Source organism: Tessaracoccus aquimaris (assembly GCF_001997345.1).
GTDB classification, from domain to species: domain Bacteria; phylum Actinomycetota; class Actinomycetes; order Propionibacteriales; family Propionibacteriaceae; genus Arachnia; species Arachnia aquimaris.
Genome location: NZ_CP019606.1, coordinates 1,539,007 through 1,555,579, shown reverse-complemented (window position 1 = coordinate 1,555,579; position 16,573 = coordinate 1,539,007). Strand labels below are relative to the sequence as shown.

Here is a 16,573-nt window from a genome sequence, read left to right as displayed (position 1 = left end):
GCCAAGCGGTGACATGGGGGTGTCGGGCGATCCGGCCCGCACCCCAGTTCCAGGAGGAACCAATGTCCACCGTCACGCTCACCACCGTCCCCCTCACCTGCCCCAGTTGCATCGCAACCATCGAACGGGGCCTGGCGCGCCGTCCGGGCGTCGACGCCGTCAAGGTCCGCTTCGCCTCCAACGCCGTGCGCGTCGAGTACGACCCCGGCAAGGTGACCCGCGACGACCTCGTCGCCGACCTGGACGCGCTCGGGTACCCGGTGCGGAAATGAACGCCCGCGACGCCTTGACGGCCTCCAGCGGCGCGCTGCTGATCGCCGCGCTGGCCGCGCACGTCACGGGGGCCTCGCAGGTCGCCGCCGTGCTGCTGAGCGTCTCTGCGCTGCTGAGCCTCGGGCCGATCGCGCGGCGCGCGCTGCGCGCCCTTCGGGTGCGGGCCTTCAGCATCGATCTGCTCGTCACGATCGCCATCGTCGGCGCGCTCATCATCGGCGAGGCCACCGAGGCAGCGGTCGTCGGGTTCCTGTTCCTGTTCGGGGCCTGGCTGGAGGCGCGCACCCTCGAACGCACCCGCCGCTCGCTGCTTGCCCTCGTCGCGCTCGCCCCCACCCGCGCGACGATCGATCGCGACGGCGGACGGGTCGCCGTCGACGTCGAGGATGTGCTCCCCGGCGAGCGGGTGATCGTCACCACGGGGGAGCGGATCGCGGTCGACGGGACCGTGCTGACCGGCGACGCATGGGTCGACGAGTCCACGCTCACCGGCGAGCCGAGCCCGGTGCACAGGGTCGCTGGGGAACGCGTCCGCGCGGCCACGCTCCTGACGTCGGGCTACCTGGAGGTCGAGGCCGAACTGATCGGCGCCGAAACCACCTACGGCAGGATCATCGACCTGGTAGAGGAGGCGCAGGAATCGCGCACCAGGCGGCAGCGGTTCCTCGAACGGTTCGCCAGGTACTACACCCCGGGCGTGCTGCTCGCCTCCCTGCTGGTGTTCGCGCTCACCCGGGACGTCGAGTTCGCCCTGGTGTTCCTGGTGATCGCCTGCCCCGGCGCGCTCGTCATCTCCGTGCCCGTCGCCGCCGTCGCGGGCCTCGGCGCCATCGCCAGGCAGGGGGTGCTGATCAAGTCGGGCGAGGCGCTCGAGGCGCTCGCCTCGGCCGACACCCTCGTCGTCGACAAGACCGGGACGCTGACGCTCGGTCGCCCCGCCGTCACCGAGGTCGTCGCGGAGCCAGGCGTCGCGCGCGGGGACGTGCTGGAGAGTGCGGCGGCCGTCGAGTCGGCGAGCGAACACCCCTTGGGCGCCGCCATCGTCGCGGCAGCCAGGACCCGCGGCCTCCCGCTCGGTCGCCCCGAGGACATCTACGTGCTCACGGGCGCAGGCATCTCGGGTCGCCATGAGGGCCGCCGGATCGCCGTCGGCACCCCGGACTTCGTCACCGAGTTCGGCGCCCCGCCAGGGGTCGCGGCGCTGACCCGCGCCGACCGCCTCGAGGAGGAGGGCGCCAGCGTGGTGTTCGTCGCTGACGAGCGCCGACTGCTCGGCCTGATCGCCATCGCCGACCAGCCCCGCGCCGAGGCCGCCGACGCGATCCGGCGGCTCCGGGCGGCCGGGATCGAGCGGGTGGTCGCCCTCAGCGGGGACGCGGACGGCCCGACGAGGCGGGTCGCCGAGGCGTTGGGCGTCGACGAGGCACACGGCAGGCTGCTCCCAGCAGACAAGGCCGCGGCCGTCGCCGACCTGCAGGCCTCAGGTCGCACCGTCGTGATGCTGGGCGACGGCGTCAACGACGCCCCGGCGCTCGCACGGGCCGACGTGGGTGTCGCGATGGGCGTCGGCGGCACGGACGCCTCCGTCGAGACGGCCGACGTCGTCCTCCTCGGCGACAGGCTCGATCAGTTCGCGCACGCGAGGCGGGTGGCCCGGGCGACCGTGCGCGTGATGCGGCAGAACACGGCGCTCGCGCTCGCCACGGTCGCCGTACTGCTGGTGGGGGTCCTGAGCCGCGACATCGGGTTGGCGGGTGGCATGCTGGTGCACGAGGCGAGCGTGCTGCTGGTGATCGTGAACGCGCTGCGCCTGACGAGAATGCGCGGGCCGGCCGCCACGGAGGCGTCGAGGCTCCCGCTGGTCGAGGAGGCGAGGCGATGACCCATCGGGGCTCCTGCGTCGGCCGGGTGCCGATCTTCGCGGGGCTGACCGCCGCCCAACAGGGCGAGGTCGCCCGGCTTGCGAGGCCGTTGCGGCTCGACAGGGGCGAGGTGGCCCAACGCCCCGGCGAGCGCGCCGGCACCTTGCTGGTGGTGCACTCCGGCGCACTTCGCGTGTCGAGGGTTGCGCCGGGCGGGCAGGAGCAGGTCCTGCGGGTTCTGCACCCCGGCGACTTCGTCGGGGAGATCGGCTTCGTCACCGGAGACGCGGACGACCGGCTCGCCGTCAGCGTCGAGCCGGCAGAGGTGTGCAGTTTCCGACACCGGGATCTGGAGGACCTGGTGAACCGGTTCCCCGACATCGGGCTGCGGATGCTGCGGGCCGTCACGCGGCGACTGTCAGCGGCGGAGGCGTCGCTCGCGGCGGTGAGCGGGGTCGACGCCGGCGCGCGGGTCGCGGGCTACCTGCTGGAACTGCCCGCCCGGTGGAGCGACGGTCGCCCCGCCGTCACCTTCCCGGTGCCGAAGCGCGACGTCGCCTCGCTGCTCGGACTGAGCCCGGAGACGCTCAGCAGGCGTCTGGGTGCCCTCAGCAGGGCAGGCCTGATCCGCGTCGACAAGGCAACCGTCGAACTGCACGACCCGGAAGCTTTGGCGAGGATCGCCGAGACACAGTGAGCGACGTGTGCATGATGGTTGCGCATTCGCTCGTTAGGATGACCGGCTCTCCGGGGGGCCCGGTCTACTGTTGAGGCGTGGCACGAATCAACTTTGGCACTGGCGGCTGGCGGGCAATCATCGGAGACGAGTTCATCAGGGCGAACGTGCGGCTGCTCAGCGCAGCCCTCGCGGCTCGGATGCGCGACGAGGGCGTCGCGGACGAGGGGATCGTGATCGGTTACGACCGCCGGTTCCTCTCGGACGTCGCGGCGCAGTGGGCGGCGGAGGTGTTCGCCGGGTACGGCATCCCGACAAAGGTGATCAAGGTCGCCCAGGCGCCGACCCCGCTGATCATGTGGACGGTCAAGGACCAGAACCTGCCGTACGGCATGGCCATCACCGCGTCCCACAACCCCGCGCTGTACAACGGCATCAAGGTGTTCACCCGCGGCGGCAAGGACGCCGACGAGGACGTGACGCTCGACGTCGAGCGCCGGATGGAGGCCCTCGAGGGCGCGCCGGAGGCCGACATCGCCTCGATCGCCTACCCCAAGGCCATCGCGACGGGTGCCGTCGAGGAGATCAACACCTTCAACGGCTACATCGACTCGATCATCTCCCAGATCAACATGGAGGCGATCCGCGAGGCGGGGCTCAAGGTCGCGCTCGACCCGATGTTTGGCGTGTCGAAGACCTCTCTCCAGACCATCCTGATGACCGCCCGCGTCGACGTGGAGGTCATCAACGACCGCCACGACACGCTCTTCGGCGGCAGGCTCCCGTCGCCGACCTCCCACACGCTGCAGGCGCTTTCGCGCTACGTGGTGGAGAACAAGTGCGACCTCGGCATCGCCACCGACGGTGACGCCGACCGGATCGGCATCATCGACGACCTGGGCAACTTCCTGCACCCCAACCAGTTGCTGGTGATCCTCTACTACTACCTGCTCAAGTACAAGGGTTGGAAGGGCGCGGTCGTGCGCAACGTCGCGACCACCTCGCTGCTTGACGACGTCGCCACGATGTTCGGCGAGGAGTCCCACGAGGTCCCCGTCGGATTCAAGTGGATCTCCGGCAAGATGCTCGAGACCGACGCCATCATCGGCGGCGAGAGCTCCGGCGGCCTCACGGTGCGCGGCCACATCTCCGGCAAGGACGGCATCTACGCCGCCGCGCTGCTCGTCGAGATGATCGCGGTCGTCGGCAAGCCCATGAGCCAGATCTACAAGGAGATCGTCGGCCAGTTCCCGCCGCACTACATGGCAGAGACGGACTTCTCATTCGACCCGGAGCGCAAGCCGGAGATCCTCAACACGCTGATGGTCGAGAAGCGGCTGCCCGAGTTCTCCGAGCCCGTCGTGCGCACCTCCTACGAGGACGGCTGCAAGGTCTACTTCGAGGACGGTTGGATCATCGCGCGCTTCTCGGGCACCGAGCCGCTGCTGCGCATCTTCTGCGAACTCCCCGACCGGGAGCGGGCCGAGCGCTGCTGCGACGAGTTCCGCGCATTCCTGGGCCTCTGAGCCCCTAGACGAAGGCGGCCGACGCGTTGGCGTCGGCCGGTTCCTTCGTCTTCGCCTTGGCGTTGGCTCCTGCTCAGAGCTTGCGCATCACCGCGACGACCTTGCCCATGATCTGCGCGTGGGTGCCGTCGATGGGGGAGTACCGCTCGTTGTGCGGCAGCAGCCACACCTCGCCGTCCCTGCGGCGCAGCGTCTTGACGGTGGCCTCGTCGTCAAGGAGGGCCGCCACGATGTCGCCGTTGATGGCGTCGTTCTGCCTGCGCACCACGACCCAGTCGCCGTCGCAGATCGCCGCCTCGATCATCGAGTCGCCCTTGACCTCGAGCATGAAGATCTCGCCATCGCCGACCAACTGCTTCGGAAGCGCGAACACGTCGTCGACCTGCTGCTCCGCAAGGATCGGCCCGCCCGCCGCGATGCGGCCAAGCAGGGGAGCCGCGACGGAGCGGGGCGCCGAGTCGAAGTGCTGCGTCGGGTCGAGGTCCTCGGAGCTTTCGCCCGGCATCTGGACTACGACGGCGCGGGGCCGGTTCGGATCGCGGCGCAGGAACCCCTTCTCCTCCAGCACCTTGAGTTGGTAGGCGACCGACGACGTCGACGCCAGGCCGGCGCGCGTGGCGACCTCGCGGATGCTCGGTGGATAACCGACCTCCTCGATCGACTCGCGGATCACCTGGAGGATCGCCATCTGGCGCGCGGTGAGGCCGTGCAGGTCCTCCGGGCCGTCCGGCAGCGGGGTGATGCTGCCGAACTCGGCGGCGAGCGAGGCGTTGGTGGGCCGTCCGCGGCGTGGGGTCTTGTCGGGCATGGACCCACTGTAGCCGCTGAACGAACGTGTGTTCGAAATTGGGCAGCGTGTCTTCGCTTCTCCCTGACTGCGTCCTGGTCGCGGGACGACACGCCGAAACGAAACTGTCGGAGGCGTCGTGTTGAGTGCTTCTTGAGGGCGACGCGACACGTGGATCGAACGGATGTTCCATTTCGAGAGTCGAGGCGCTAAGCTCAGTAATCGAACAGTTGTTCTAGGACGAGAGGGGTGGTCCCCATGGCCGCTGCAGTTTCTTTCCAGGTCGTTGACGCAGGGTCCCGCAGAGTCGTCACCGTTACGCCTGCCGGCCGCCCCGATCTCCGCCTCCCCGTCGCCCACCCCAGGCGTGGCGAGCGCCCCGGCGCGACCGCTAGGGTCGCCTCGTGCGTCGCCTCCCGTCCGGCGCCCAGGTCGCCGTGGCTTGTCGCAAAGGTGGCGCTGGTCGGTGCGCTGACCGTCGTCGGTGGGGCGATGTGCGTCGGTCAGTTCGCGGCCAACGCCACACCCGATCCGGCGTTCGAGTACGTCGCCGGAGACCCGGGCTGGGCGCACGTCACGCAGCCGTGAGCGTGGCCTAGTCAGCGCTTCGGCGTGTCGCCCCTGGAGTGCTTGTCTGGGGTGCCGGGCCAGCCTAGAATTCCTATATCTAGTGGTTCTGGGCGTGTCGCTACACAAGGGCTTGTGGTTTTGAGCTGAACGTGGCACCTTGGTACCTCCGCAGGGGATTCACGAGGGAAGGTCCACGACAATGCACTGCCCGTTCTGCAGGCACGGCGACACCAAGGTGTCGGATTCGCGTGCCACAGAGGATGGTTCGGCCATCCGGCGCAGGCGTGCATGCCCGATGTGTGAGCGCAAGTTCACCACCGTCGAGCAGATCGTGCTGACCGTCGTGAAGCGCTCCGGGGTCGTCGAGGCGTTCAGCAGGGACAAGGTCATCCGTGGGGTGTCGAAGGCCTGCAAGGGTCGTCCCGTGACACCCGCGCAGTTGGCATCGCTCGCCCAGCGGGTCGAGGAGTCGCTGCGTGCCTCAGGGTTCGCGGAGATCCCGTCCGAGAAGATCGGGGTCGCCATCCTTGGGCCGCTCGAGGAGTTGGACGCCGTCGCGTACCTGCGCTTCGCAAGCGTCTACAAGAACTACGACTCGGTCGACGACTTCCAGAGAGAGATCGACACGCTGCGACTCAGCGTGTCGCAGCAACCGCCGCAGGGCAGTCAGGTCCTCGTCGGCGCGCTCAGCCAGGAACCGCTGATCAGTTGACGCTCAGCGCCAGCACACTCATCTGACACACAACACCGGATACACACGAGGGGAAAACAATGACCGCCACTGCCGCGCGCGGAACACGCCGCAAGAACTCGGAGACCCAGGGCAAGGGCCTCACCATCGGGCGCGTCTTCACCAAAGAGGGGGTGCACCCCTACGACGAAGTGGAGTGGGACCGCCGCGACGTGGTGCAGACCAACTGGAGGACCGGCGAGACCGTCTTCGAGCAGCACGGGGTCGAGTTCCCGTCGTCGTGGAGCGTCAACGCCTCCACGATCGTCACCACCAAGTACTTCCGTGGAGCGCTCGGCACCGAACAGCGCGAGGCCAGCCTCAAGACGCTGATCGACCGGGTCGTCACCACCTACGCCAAGGCGGGCCAGGACTTCGGCTACTTCGCCACCGAGCAGGACGGCGAGATCTTCGAGCACGAGCTCACCTGGATGCTGCTCAACCAGTACTTCTCCTTCAACTCGCCTGTCTGGTTCAACGTCGGCACCCCCTCGCCGCAGCAGGTCAGCGCGTGTTTCATCCTGTCGGTCGACGACTCCATGGACTCGATCCTCAACTGGTACAAGGAAGAGGGCTTCATCTTCAAGGGCGGCTCCGGTGCCGGCCTGAACCTGTCGCGGATCCGCTCGTCGAAGGAACTGCTGAGCTCCGGTGGCACCGCCTCGGGCCCCGTGTCCTTCATGCGCGGCGCAGACGCCTCTGCCGGCACCATCAAGTCGGGCGGCGCGACCCGCCGGGCCGCGAAGATGGTCGTGCTGGACGTCGACCACCCCGACATCGAGGAGTTCGTCGAGACGAAGGCGCGCGAGGAGGACAAGATCCGTGCGCTGCGCGACGCCGGGTTCGACATGGACCTCGGCGGCAAGGACATCACCTCGGTCCAGTACCAGAACGCCAACAACTCGGTGCGCGTGAACGACGAGTTCATGGCTGCCGTGGAGAGCGGCTCCGCGTTCGGGCTGCGCGCCCGCGGCGACGGCTCGGTGATCGAGGAGGTCGACGCCAAGACCCTCTTCCGCAAGATCGCCAAGGCCGCGTGGGAGTGCGCCGATCCCGGCATCCAGTACAACGACACCATCAACGCGTGGCACACCAACCCGGAGACCGGCCCCATCACGGCGTCGAACCCCTGCTCCGAGTACATGAGCCTCGACAACTCGTCGTGCAACCTGGCGTCGCTGAACCTGCTGAAGTTCCTCAAGGCCGACGGCACCTTCGACGCGGAGTTGTTCGTCAAGGCCGTCGAACTGATCATCACCGCGATGGACATCTCGATCTGCTTCGCCGACTTCCCGACGGAGCCGATCGGCGAGACCACCCGCAACTTCCGCCAGCTCGGCATCGGCTACGCCAACCTCGGCGCGCTGCTGATGGCGATGGGCAAGGGCTATGACACCGAGGGTGGCCGCTCCACCGCTGCTGCCATCACGTCGATCATGACGGGCGCCTCGTACCGTCGCAGCGCAGAACTCGCGGCCGTGGTCGGTCCGTACAACGGCTACGCGGTCAACGCCGATGCCCACCAGCGCGTGATGCGCAAGCACCAGGCCGCCAACGATGACCTGCGCGTGCTGCCCGATGACCGTGCGCTGCACGCCGTCGCGACCCGCGAGTGGGACGAGGTGGTCAGCACCGGCACCGTCAACGGCTTCCGCAACGCCCAGGCCTCCGTGCTCGCGCCCACCGGCACCATCGGCTTCATGATGGACTGCGACACCACGGGCGTCGAGCCCGACTTCTCGCTGGTCAAGTTCAAGAAGCTGGTCGGCGGCGGCTCCATGCAGATCGTCAACCAGACGATCCCGCGGGCGCTGAAGCGGCTCGGCTACAACGCCGAGGAGATCGAGGCGATCGTCGAGTTCATCAGCAGCAAGGGCCACGTCGTCGGCGCCCCCGGTCTTGCCGCGGAGCACTACGAGGTCTTCGACACCGCGATGGGCACCAGGGCGATCAAGCCGATGGGTCACGTGCGGATGATGGCTGCCGTGCAGCCGTTCCTGTCCGGCGCGATCTCCAAGACCGTCAACCTGCCCGAGTCCGCCACGGTCGAGGAGATCGAGGACGTCTACCTGCAGGGCTGGAAGCTCGGCCTCAAGGCGCTTGCCGTGTACCGCGACAACTGCAAGGTCGGTCAGCCTCTCTCCGACGGCAAGAAGGAGACGAAGGAGGAGAAGAAGGCCGAGCCGGAGGTGCGCATCGAGTACCGTCCGAAGCGCCAGCGCCTCCCGAAGTCGCGTTCGGGTCGCACCACGAGCTTCTCCGTCAGCGGCGCCGAGGGCTACATGACCTCCGGCTCCTACCAGGACGGTCGCCTCGGTGAGGTGTTCCTGAAGCTCGGCAAGCAGGGCTCGACCCTCGCGGGCGTGATGGACGCGTTCTCGATCGCCGTGTCGATCGGTCTGCAGTACGGCGTGCCGCTTGAGAGCTTCGTGCAGAAGTTCACGAACCTGAAGTTCGAGCCGGCGGGCATGACCGACGATCCTGACATCCGCATCGCGCAGTCGTTCATGGACTACATCTTCCGCCGCCTGGCGCTGGACTACCTGACCTTCGACGACCGTTCCGAGCTCGGCATCTACACCGCCGCCGAGCGCGCCCGCTACGTGGAGACCGGCTCGTACCTGTCCGAGGAGGACGAGGCCGAGCTGATCGAGTCCGAGACCCTGCGCAACGACGCCGGCGACGACTTCAACGTCGACGGCGCCCGGCAGCCCTCGCTGCTCGACGCGCACACGACCGCCGAGCTGATGGAGGCCCTCGGGGTCGCCGAGGTCGACGCTCCGCTGTGCATGACGTGCGGCACCAAGATGCGCCCGTCCGGCTCCTGCTACGTGTGCGAGGGCTGCGGCTCCACCAGCGGCTGCAGCTGACCAGTCAACAGGCCGAGGCCCGCTCCCGAAAGGGGGCGGGCCTCGGTCTGTTCTAAGGAGGAGGGACCGACGCCGACGTTACCGCCGGCGCCGGCCTACTCGGGTCAGACCCGAGGGTGAGGGAACACCATCAAAGACCTTAAGCGCACCCCTGGGGCAAGGCAGTTCACCCCAAGGGGTGTTTGTTTGCGGCCACCCCCTTGGGGGAGTTCGGAGGCGCTTTCACCCTCCGTATAGTCGCCTCGTGAGTCCGATCCGCGTTGCCCTTTTGAACGACTATGACGTGGTTGTCCATGGCCTGAAGGGAATGCTGCGCCGCTACGGCGAACGCGTCGAAGTAGCGGCGTTGGCGTGGGGCGCGACGGTGGATGTGAAGGTCGACATCACCTTGTTCGACACCTTCGGAGAGTCGCAGCGGGGCAACGACGACGTCGCGCGCCTGCTCGCCGACCCCGACGTCGGCCACCTCGTGGTGTTCACCTGGAACCTGGTTCCCCAGCTCGCGGCGGAGGCCGTCGCGCTCGGCTGCAGCGGCTACCTCGACAAGTCGATGACGGCGCTGGAACTGGTGGAGGCGCTGGAGGCCATCGCCCAGGGCGAGATCGTGGTCTCGGAGGCGGGCCGTGAGGTCACGAGCGAGTCCTCGTCCGCAGAGCTGTCCTGGCCGGGAAGCGAGTACGGCCTCAGCCCGCGCGAGGCCGAGGTGATGGCGCTCATCACGCAGGGCCTGACGAACCAGGACATCGCCTCGCGCAGCTTCCTGTCGATCAACTCGATCAAGTCCTATATCCGCTCCGCCTACCGGAAGATCGGCGTTGCGCGCCGCTCGCAGGCGGTCCGGTGGGGCCTTGAGCACGGCATGCTGCCCAACAGCGGCCGGGAGTACGAGGACCGTCGGCGATAGGCTGGCGGGATGATCCCACCAGTTGTCGACCAGGCCTGGCTTGAGGCCCATCCCGAGGCGGTCGTCGCCGACGTCCGCTCCTACCTCGATGGGCGCTCCGGAGCCGACGCCTATCGCGCAGGCCACCTTCCCGGGGCGGTGTTCGTCTCGCTCGACGTGGTGCTCGCCGACCCGCCGGGAGACAGGGGCAGGCATCCGCTGCCCGACCCCGCCCGGTTCGCGGCGGGCCTGTCGGCAAGTGGCATCGGCGACGGGTCCGTCGTCGTGGCCTACGACGACGCTGGGGGCGCGATGGCCGCGCGCCTCGTCTGGCTGCTCAGGATGCTGGGTCGCGACGCGGCGCTGCTGGACGGCGGCATCGACGCCTGGGAGGGCGACCTGAGCACCGAGGCGGTGCTGCCCGAGGTCGCCTCATTCACCGCGACGCAGTGGCCGGACGACGCACTCGCCACCATCGACGAGGCCGTCGCCGGCCCCGTCGTGATCGATGCCCGCGCCACGGAGCGGTTCCGCGGCGAGCACGAGCCGATCGACCCGAAGGCCGGCCACATCCCGGGTGCCCGCAGCTATCCGCTGAGCGGCAACCTGGACGGGTCGCGCTTCAAGACCCCAGACGATCTGCGCCAGAGGTTCGCGGGGCTGGGACCGGCCGAGGGTGTCATCTCCTACTGCGGCTCCGGCGTCACGGCCTGCCACAACCTGATCGCGATGGAACTGGCCGGGCTCGGGAGGGGTCGCTTGTACCCGGGCTCGTGGTCCGAGTACAGCGCCACCGACCGGGACGTCGCGACGGGGGCGTGACCCGTCTCCGAGGCCGTCCGCGTGCTGGTCTGGCGTTGAGCAGTAGTCGGTGTTCGTGTCGGTGTGCGTCGAGATTGAACGATCGAATCGGCATCGAGTTGCGGATAGTGCTCGTCTGACTTGGCCGGCTCTGACCCGCTGAGGTTTCCGCGCCCTCGGCCCGCTCGGCCATCCACCGATCCCAGTGGCGGCGTAATGCGCAAAAAGCCTTCGCGATTGGCGTCGCAATGTGACCCTCCGCGACCTCGGCTGGAAGACTCGACCACATCTGCCATTCCATTCGGAGGAACCCCACGCCATGACTTCACGCGGTCGCGTCACCATGCCCATCGAACAGGGCATGGACGACCAGCTTCCCCACATCCTGCAGCGGATCGGCGCAGACGCCGTCCGCAACTCCGACGGCACGTGGCTGCCGGAGATCACGTCGCAGTTGGGAGTGAAGGTCTATGAGACCTACTTCCCGGCGCGCGGCAACCAGGAGTTCGCGCTCGCGAACCTCGACGCCCGTCCGCACTTCTACCTGATGTCGGAGCGGGTCACCGCCCCGGCAGAGGGCCCGCTCGCCGTCTCGGTGATGAACGGCTACTACGCGCTGCAGATCGAGCCCGACCTGGGCGACGTGCAGCGCTGGTGGGAGGTCATCGACCGCACCACCGGCGAGGTCGTCCCCGTCGACGGGTGGAGCGTCGCCGGAGAGGGCACCGACACCGTCGTCACGATCGCCCAGCCGGCGGCGTTCCATGTCTACACGGTCAGCTTCCTGGCCTGGCAGGTCTGGGACTCGACGCAGATGTACAACTACACGACCAACAACTGGCAGGACGACCCGACGCGCGTGCGCGAGATCGGCTACGACGCAAGGCACCCGGCCGCGTGGGAGTTCATGACCACGTCGCTTCGCCGCTGGTGCGAGGAGCGCCCCGAGGTCGACGTGGTGCGCTTCACCACGTTCTTCTACCACTTCACGCTGGTCTTCAACGACCTCGGCAAGGAGAAGTTCGTCGACTGGTTCGGCTACTCCGCGTCGGTGTCGCCGCGCGCGATGGACGCCTTCGAGGCCGAGTACGGCTACCGCCTGCGCGCCGAGGACTTCGTCGACCAGGGCTACTACAACAACGCCTTCCAGGTGCCGAGCAAGGCGTTCAGCGACTGGATCGACTTCCAGAACCGGTTCGTCTGCGCCCGCGTCAAGGACCTCGTCGACATCGTGCACGAGTACGGCAAGGAAGCCCTGATGTTCCTGGGCGACAACTGGATGGGCACCGAGCCCTACGGCGAGCAGTTCGCCACCACCGGCGTCGACGGGGTCGTCGGCTCGGTCGGCTCCGCCGCCACCTGCCGGATGATCTCCGACATCCCCAGCGTGCGCTACACCGAGGGCCGGTTCCTGCCCTACTTCTTCCCGGACGTGTTCACCGAGGGCGGCGACCCGCTCGGCGAGGCGAACGTCTCCTGGCTGCAGTCGCGCCGCGCGATCGCCCGCAAGCCGCTCGAGAGGATCGGCTACGGCGGCTACCTGTCGCTCGCGGTGAAGTTCCCGGAGTTCATGGACCGGATCACCCAGATCGCCGACGAGTTCCGCTCCATCCACGAGGTCGGGGAAGGGCGCCTGCCGCAGTCCTCCAGCATCCGCGTCGGCATCCTCAACTGCTGGGGTGCGATGCGCAGTTGGCAGACACACATGGTCGCCCACGCGCTCTGGTACAAGCAGATCTACTCCTACCTTGGCGTCCTCGAGTCGCTGGCAGGGCTGCCGTTCGACCTGAAGTTCGTCAGCTTCGACGACGTGCGCGGCGGCGCGCTCGACGGCCTGGACGTCGTCCTCAACGTCGGCGCGGCAGGCACCGCCTTCTCCGGCGGGGACAACTGGCTGGACTCCGACGTGCTGGTCGCGGTGCGCGGCTTCGTCGCGCGCGGCGGCGGCCTGATCGGCGTCGGCGAGCCGACCGCGGTGCAGTCGGAGGGCGCGTTCTTCCAACTCTCCGACGTGCTGGGCGTCGACAAGGAACTGGGCTTCTCGCAGTCCACCGACCGCTACCCGGTCGAGTCGCGGGAGCACTTCATCACCGAGGACCTCCCCGGCGCGCTCAACGTCGGCGAGGGAGCGGGCGACATCTTCGCCACCGGCGACGCGACGCAGATCCTGCGCCTGCAGGACGGCTCGGTCGAGTTGGCCGCGCACCAGCAGGGCGAGGGCCGCGGCGTCTACCTGGCGGGGCTGCCCTACAGCCACGAGAACTCGCGACTGCTGCACCGCGCGATCTACTGGGCAGCAGGCCGTGAGGCCGACTTCGGCGCCCAGTGGGTGCCCTCGCACCCGGGCGTCGAGGTGGCGGTGTTCCCCGAGGCGGGCAAGGGCTTCGTGATGAACAACCTGATGGAGGCCGTCTCGACGCGGCTCGCGGGCCGCACCACCGGACTGGAGGGCGAAGGCGAGGTCCGCAAACTGGACCTCGACCTGGAGCCCATGGAGTCGCGCTGGATCGACCTGGCCTGACGAGCAGAGAGAAGCGCCCCGACCGTCTGGTCGGGGCGCTTCGTCGTCTGGTCTCTCGAAGTCCTAGTCGGCCTGGGCGCGTGCGTCGTCGTCGAGGCGCAGGCTCAGCGAGGAACCCATCGGGATCGCCTGCACCATCCGAAGCTTCGCGAGCGCCGGGTGGTCCTCCAGGATCTTCGCGCCGTTGGCGAGCGTGCGCAGCGCGGCCGTCTCGGCGCGCGCCGACTCCAACTGGGCAAGGCCGCGGGTCTTCGCGGTCAGCAGGGCCATCGCCGCCGAGCGCAGGTCGGCGGGCAGGATCACGTCCTTGATCACAACCGAGGAGACCTCGTAGCCGACGCGGGTACCCGCCTCGACGGCGCGGGCCTTGACCCGGGCGACCAGGTCGGGGTTGCTGCGCGGGGCCTGCGCGGCCTCGGTGACGTCCAGTTCGGCGAACTCGTCGCGCAGCGCGACCTGGATCGCGAGGTAGATCGCCTGCTCAGGCTGCTCGAACTCGAGCCCTGCGAGCGGGTCGACCACGCGCACGTCGGCGACCGCGGTGATCTTGACCTGGGCGCCGTCGGAGGTGGGGATCTCCTGCGGGGCCAACTGCAGCAGGCGGCGGGCCGTCGAGATGGGGGAGTAGGTCGCGTTCCTCGTGCGACGGTGCCGTCCGGCGGGCAGGATCTTGCTGCGTCCGTCGAGGTGCGCGACGACGACCTCGTGCGGGTCCACTGTGACGTGGAAGGTGGTGAGCTTCACCGCTACTCCTTCTGGTTCGAGGGCCCGGATCGCGGCCGGCGCGGTCGTGGACCCAGTGAAGGGTGCATGACGCCCGCGCGTGTTGCCACGATCCGGACCCTGATGGGGACTCGAACCCCGGGCCTTGCGGCCTTTCCCTTGTGAATGTGTCCTGGTGGGGACATCGACGCCGCCGACGAGGGTACGGGTCGCACCACGGTGCTTCCGCCCAGACGACGTCGAGCCTCCAAGGGTATCGACGCCCATGCGCCCCCGGCAAGGGCGCGGCCCCGTCCACCCGTTGTCGCGCGTCGGCCGCGGCGCGCCCGCGCGGGTAATCTGTACTGAGTCTCATCGACTGGAGGTAACTTTCATGCCTGCGCTCAGGTCCCGCACCACCACCCACGGCCGCAATATGGCGGGCGCCCGCGCCCTCTGGCGCGCCACGGGCATCACGGACTCGGACTGGGGCAAGCCGATCGTCGCAGTAGCCAACTCGTTCACCCAGTTCGTGCCGGGCCACGTGCACCTGCGCGACATGGGCAAGCTCGTCTCCGAGTCGATCGCGGAGGCGGGCGGCGTCGGGCGCGAGTTCAACACGATCGCCGTCGACGACGGCATCGCCATGGGCCACGGCGGAATGCTCTACTCGCTGCCCAGCCGCGAACTGATCGCCGACTCCGTCGAATACATGGTCAACGCGCACTGCGCCGACGCGCTGGTGTGCATCTCCAACTGCGACAAGATCACCCCCGGCATGTTCCTCGCCGCGCTGCGCCTGAACATCCCGACCGTTTTCGTCTCGGGCGGGCCGATGGAGGCGGGCAAGGCCATCGTCAAGGACGGCGGCACCGTCGAAAGCTCCCTCGACCTGATCAACGCGATGGTCGCGGCGGTCGACCCGAACGTCACCGACGCCGAGCTCGGCCGCATCGAGGCCAACGCCTGCCCGACCTGCGGCTCCTGCTCCGGCATGTTCACCGCCAACTCGATGAACTGCCTGCTCGAGGCCATCGGCCTCGCGCTGCCGGGCAACGGCTCGACGCTCGCGACCGCTGCCGCCCGCAAGGGCCTGTTCCAGGAGGCGGGCCGCCTCGTCGTCGAACTGTGCAAGCGCTTCTACGACGGGGACGACGACTCCGTGCTTCCGCTGTCGATCGCGACCAAGTCGGCGTTCGAGAACGCCATGAAGCTCGACGTCGCGATGGGCGGCTCCACCAACACCGTCCTGCACCTGCTTGCCGCAGCCCAGGAGGCAGGCGTCGACTTCACCATGGACGACATCGACGAGATCTCGCGCGTCACGCCGTGCCTGGCCAAGGTCGCACCGAACTCCGAGAAGTACTACATGGAGGACGTGCACCGCGCCGGCGGCATCCCCGCCATCCTCGGCGAACTCAAGCGCGGCGGGAAGCTCGACGAGACCGTCCACTCGGTGCACGCGCCGACGCTTGACGCGTGGCTCGACGAGTGGGACATCCGCGGCGGGTCGGCAAGCGACGCCGCCATCGAACTGTTCCACGCCGCGCCTGGTGGGGTGCGCACCACGGAGGCCTTCTCCTCGACCAACCGCTGGGAGTCGCTCGACACCGACGGCGAGGGCGGCTGCATCCGCTCTACCGACCACCCCTACACCGTCGACGGCGGCCTCGCCGTGCTGAAGGGCAACCTCGCGCTCGACGGCGCCATCGTCAAGACCGCGGGCGTCCCGGAGGACCAGTGGACGTTCACCGGTCGGGCGATCGTGACCGAGTCGCAGGACGAGGCCGTCGAGGCGATCCTCGGGAAGCGCGTCCAGCCCGGCGACGTCGTCCTGGTCCGCTACGAGGGCCCCAAGGGCGGCCCCGGCATGCAGGAGATGCTGTACCCGACGTCCTACCTCAAGGGGCTTGGCCTCGGCCCCAAGTGCGCCCTGGTGACCGACGGCCGCTTCTCCGGCGGCTCGTCGGGCCTGTCGATCGGGCACGTCTCCCCGGAGGCGGCCTCTGGCGGCACCATCGGCCTCGTCGAGGACGGCGACCAGATCACCATCTCGATCCCCGAGCGCCTGATCCGCCTCGACGTCGACGACGAGACCCTCGCCGCGAGGCGGGCCAAGCGCGACGCCGAGGGCTGGGCCCCGAAGGACCGCGAGCGTGAGGTGTCGACGGCGCTGAAGATCTTCGGGATGCTCGCGCAGTCCGCCGACAAGGGCGCCGCGCGCAAGCTCGACTGAGCCCTACCGGGCGCCACATCGGGCCGACCTCTCCGCATACGCGGGGTGGGCGGCCCGAATCTTTGAGCATGGTGGGTGAGTCGTTGCGGATTCGAACGTTCAAACCTGGTCGTCCGCGCAACGAGCAACCAAACAT

13 protein-coding genes are annotated in these 16,573 nt (G+C 68.7%); 11 read left to right on the top strand and 2 right to left on the bottom strand.

Annotation, left to right across the window (positions count from 1 at the left end; translation table 11 throughout):
* Window positions 1-62: 62 nt before the first annotated feature.
* The 4 genes from BW730_RS07300 (at window position 63) to BW730_RS07285 (ending at window position 4,337) form a co-directional block, all read left to right on the top strand.
* On the top strand, window positions 63-272 hold the full coding sequence (locus BW730_RS07300; RefSeq protein ID WP_077685672.1) for a cation transporter: 210 nt from the start codon (window positions 63-65) through the stop codon (window positions 270-272).
* On the top strand, window positions 269-2,155 hold the full coding sequence (locus BW730_RS07295; RefSeq protein WP_077685671.1) for a heavy metal translocating P-type ATPase: 1,887 nt from the start codon (window positions 269-271) through the stop codon (window positions 2,153-2,155). Before BW730_RS07300 ends, BW730_RS07295 begins: the two co-directional genes overlap by 4 nt.
* Window positions 2,152-2,832 carry a Crp/Fnr family transcriptional regulator gene (locus BW730_RS07290; RefSeq protein WP_077685670.1) on the top strand — a complete coding sequence of 227 codons (681 nt, stop codon included), beginning with the start codon at window positions 2,152-2,154 and terminating at the stop codon, window positions 2,830-2,832. Before BW730_RS07295 ends, BW730_RS07290 begins: the two co-directional genes overlap by 4 nt.
* A 77-nt stretch (window positions 2,833-2,909) precedes the next feature.
* Entirely contained in the window at window positions 2,910-4,337 is a 1,428-nt protein-coding gene (locus tag BW730_RS07285) for a phosphoglucomutase/phosphomannomutase family protein (RefSeq protein WP_077685669.1), read from the top strand.
* 73 nt (window positions 4,338-4,410) lie between these two features.
* On the opposite strand, the gene lexA is transcribed toward BW730_RS07285, so the two are convergent.
* Complete coding sequence (gene lexA, locus BW730_RS07280) at window positions 4,411-5,145, bottom strand: transcriptional repressor LexA (protein ID WP_077685668.1); 735 nt, start codon at window positions 5,143-5,145, stop codon at window positions 4,411-4,413.
* Between the two features lie 237 nt (window positions 5,146-5,382).
* Here lexA and BW730_RS18060 point away from each other — a divergent pair, with 237 nt between their 5' ends.
* From BW730_RS18060 to gnpA, 6 genes are all read left to right on the top strand, one after another.
* Entirely contained in the window at window positions 5,383-5,712 is a 330-nt protein-coding gene (locus BW730_RS18060; RefSeq protein WP_145952760.1) for a hypothetical protein, read from the top strand.
* A gap of 181 nt (window positions 5,713-5,893) precedes the next feature.
* Entirely contained in the window at window positions 5,894-6,406 is a 513-nt protein-coding gene (gene nrdR, locus BW730_RS07275; RefSeq protein ID WP_077685667.1) for a transcriptional regulator NrdR, read from the top strand.
* Window positions 6,407-6,465: 59 nt separating this feature from the next.
* Complete coding sequence (locus tag BW730_RS07270; RefSeq protein ID WP_077685666.1) at window positions 6,466-9,294, top strand: vitamin B12-dependent ribonucleotide reductase; 2,829 nt, start codon at window positions 6,466-6,468, stop codon at window positions 9,292-9,294.
* 244 nt (window positions 9,295-9,538) lie between these two features.
* Window positions 9,539-10,198, top strand: a complete 660-nt coding sequence (locus BW730_RS07265; protein ID WP_226997131.1) for a helix-turn-helix transcriptional regulator — start codon at window positions 9,539-9,541, stop codon at window positions 10,196-10,198.
* A 9-nt stretch (window positions 10,199-10,207) separates the two neighbouring features.
* Window positions 10,208-10,999, top strand: a complete 792-nt coding sequence (locus BW730_RS07260) for a sulfurtransferase (protein ID WP_077685664.1) — start codon at window positions 10,208-10,210, stop codon at window positions 10,997-10,999.
* Between the two features lie 298 nt (window positions 11,000-11,297).
* Window positions 11,298-13,499, top strand: coding sequence for a 1,3-beta-galactosyl-N-acetylhexosamine phosphorylase (gnpA, locus tag BW730_RS07255; protein WP_077685663.1), 2,202 nt, complete (start codon window positions 11,298-11,300; stop codon window positions 13,497-13,499).
* A gap of 63 nt (window positions 13,500-13,562) precedes the next feature.
* Here the strand turns inward: gnpA and BW730_RS07250 are convergent, their stop codons facing one another.
* Window positions 13,563-14,243 carry an SPFH domain-containing protein gene (locus BW730_RS07250; RefSeq protein WP_158522520.1) on the bottom strand — a complete coding sequence of 227 codons (681 nt, stop codon included), beginning with the start codon at window positions 14,241-14,243 and terminating at the stop codon, window positions 13,563-13,565.
* A gap of 352 nt (window positions 14,244-14,595) precedes the next feature.
* On the opposite strand from BW730_RS07250, the gene ilvD reads away from it, so the two are divergent.
* The gene (gene ilvD, locus BW730_RS07245; protein ID WP_077685661.1) at window positions 14,596-16,437 is read left to right on the top strand and encodes a dihydroxy-acid dehydratase; all 1,842 of its coding nucleotides are present in this window, start codon (window positions 14,596-14,598) and stop codon (window positions 16,435-16,437) included.
* Window positions 16,438-16,573 lie beyond the last annotated feature (136 nt).

What these genes read in the sequence shown, in the direction of transcription:
- BW730_RS07300 (WP_077685672.1), top strand. Translation starts at nt 63, where the DNA reads ATGTCCACCGTCACGCTCACCACCGTCCCCCTCACCTGCCCCAGTTGC.
- BW730_RS07295 (WP_077685671.1), top strand. Translation starts at nt 269, where the DNA reads ATGAACGCCCGCGACGCCTTGACGGCCTCCAGCGGCGCGCTGCTGATC.
- BW730_RS07290 (WP_077685670.1), top strand. Translation starts at nt 2,152, where the DNA reads ATGACCCATCGGGGCTCCTGCGTCGGCCGGGTGCCGATCTTCGCGGGG.
- lexA (WP_077685668.1), bottom strand. Translation starts at nt 5,145, where the DNA reads ATGCCCGACAAGACCCCACGCCGCGGACGGCCCACCAACGCCTCGCTC.
- BW730_RS18060 (WP_145952760.1), top strand. Translation starts at nt 5,383, where the DNA reads ATGGCCGCTGCAGTTTCTTTCCAGGTCGTTGACGCAGGGTCCCGCAGA.
- nrdR (WP_077685667.1), top strand. Translation starts at nt 5,894, where the DNA reads ATGCACTGCCCGTTCTGCAGGCACGGCGACACCAAGGTGTCGGATTCG.
- BW730_RS07270 (WP_077685666.1), top strand. Translation starts at nt 6,466, where the DNA reads ATGACCGCCACTGCCGCGCGCGGAACACGCCGCAAGAACTCGGAGACC.
- BW730_RS07260 (WP_077685664.1), top strand. Translation starts at nt 10,208, where the DNA reads ATGATCCCACCAGTTGTCGACCAGGCCTGGCTTGAGGCCCATCCCGAG.
- gnpA (WP_077685663.1), top strand. Translation starts at nt 11,298, where the DNA reads ATGACTTCACGCGGTCGCGTCACCATGCCCATCGAACAGGGCATGGAC.
- ilvD (WP_077685661.1), top strand. Translation starts at nt 14,596, where the DNA reads ATGCCTGCGCTCAGGTCCCGCACCACCACCCACGGCCGCAATATGGCG.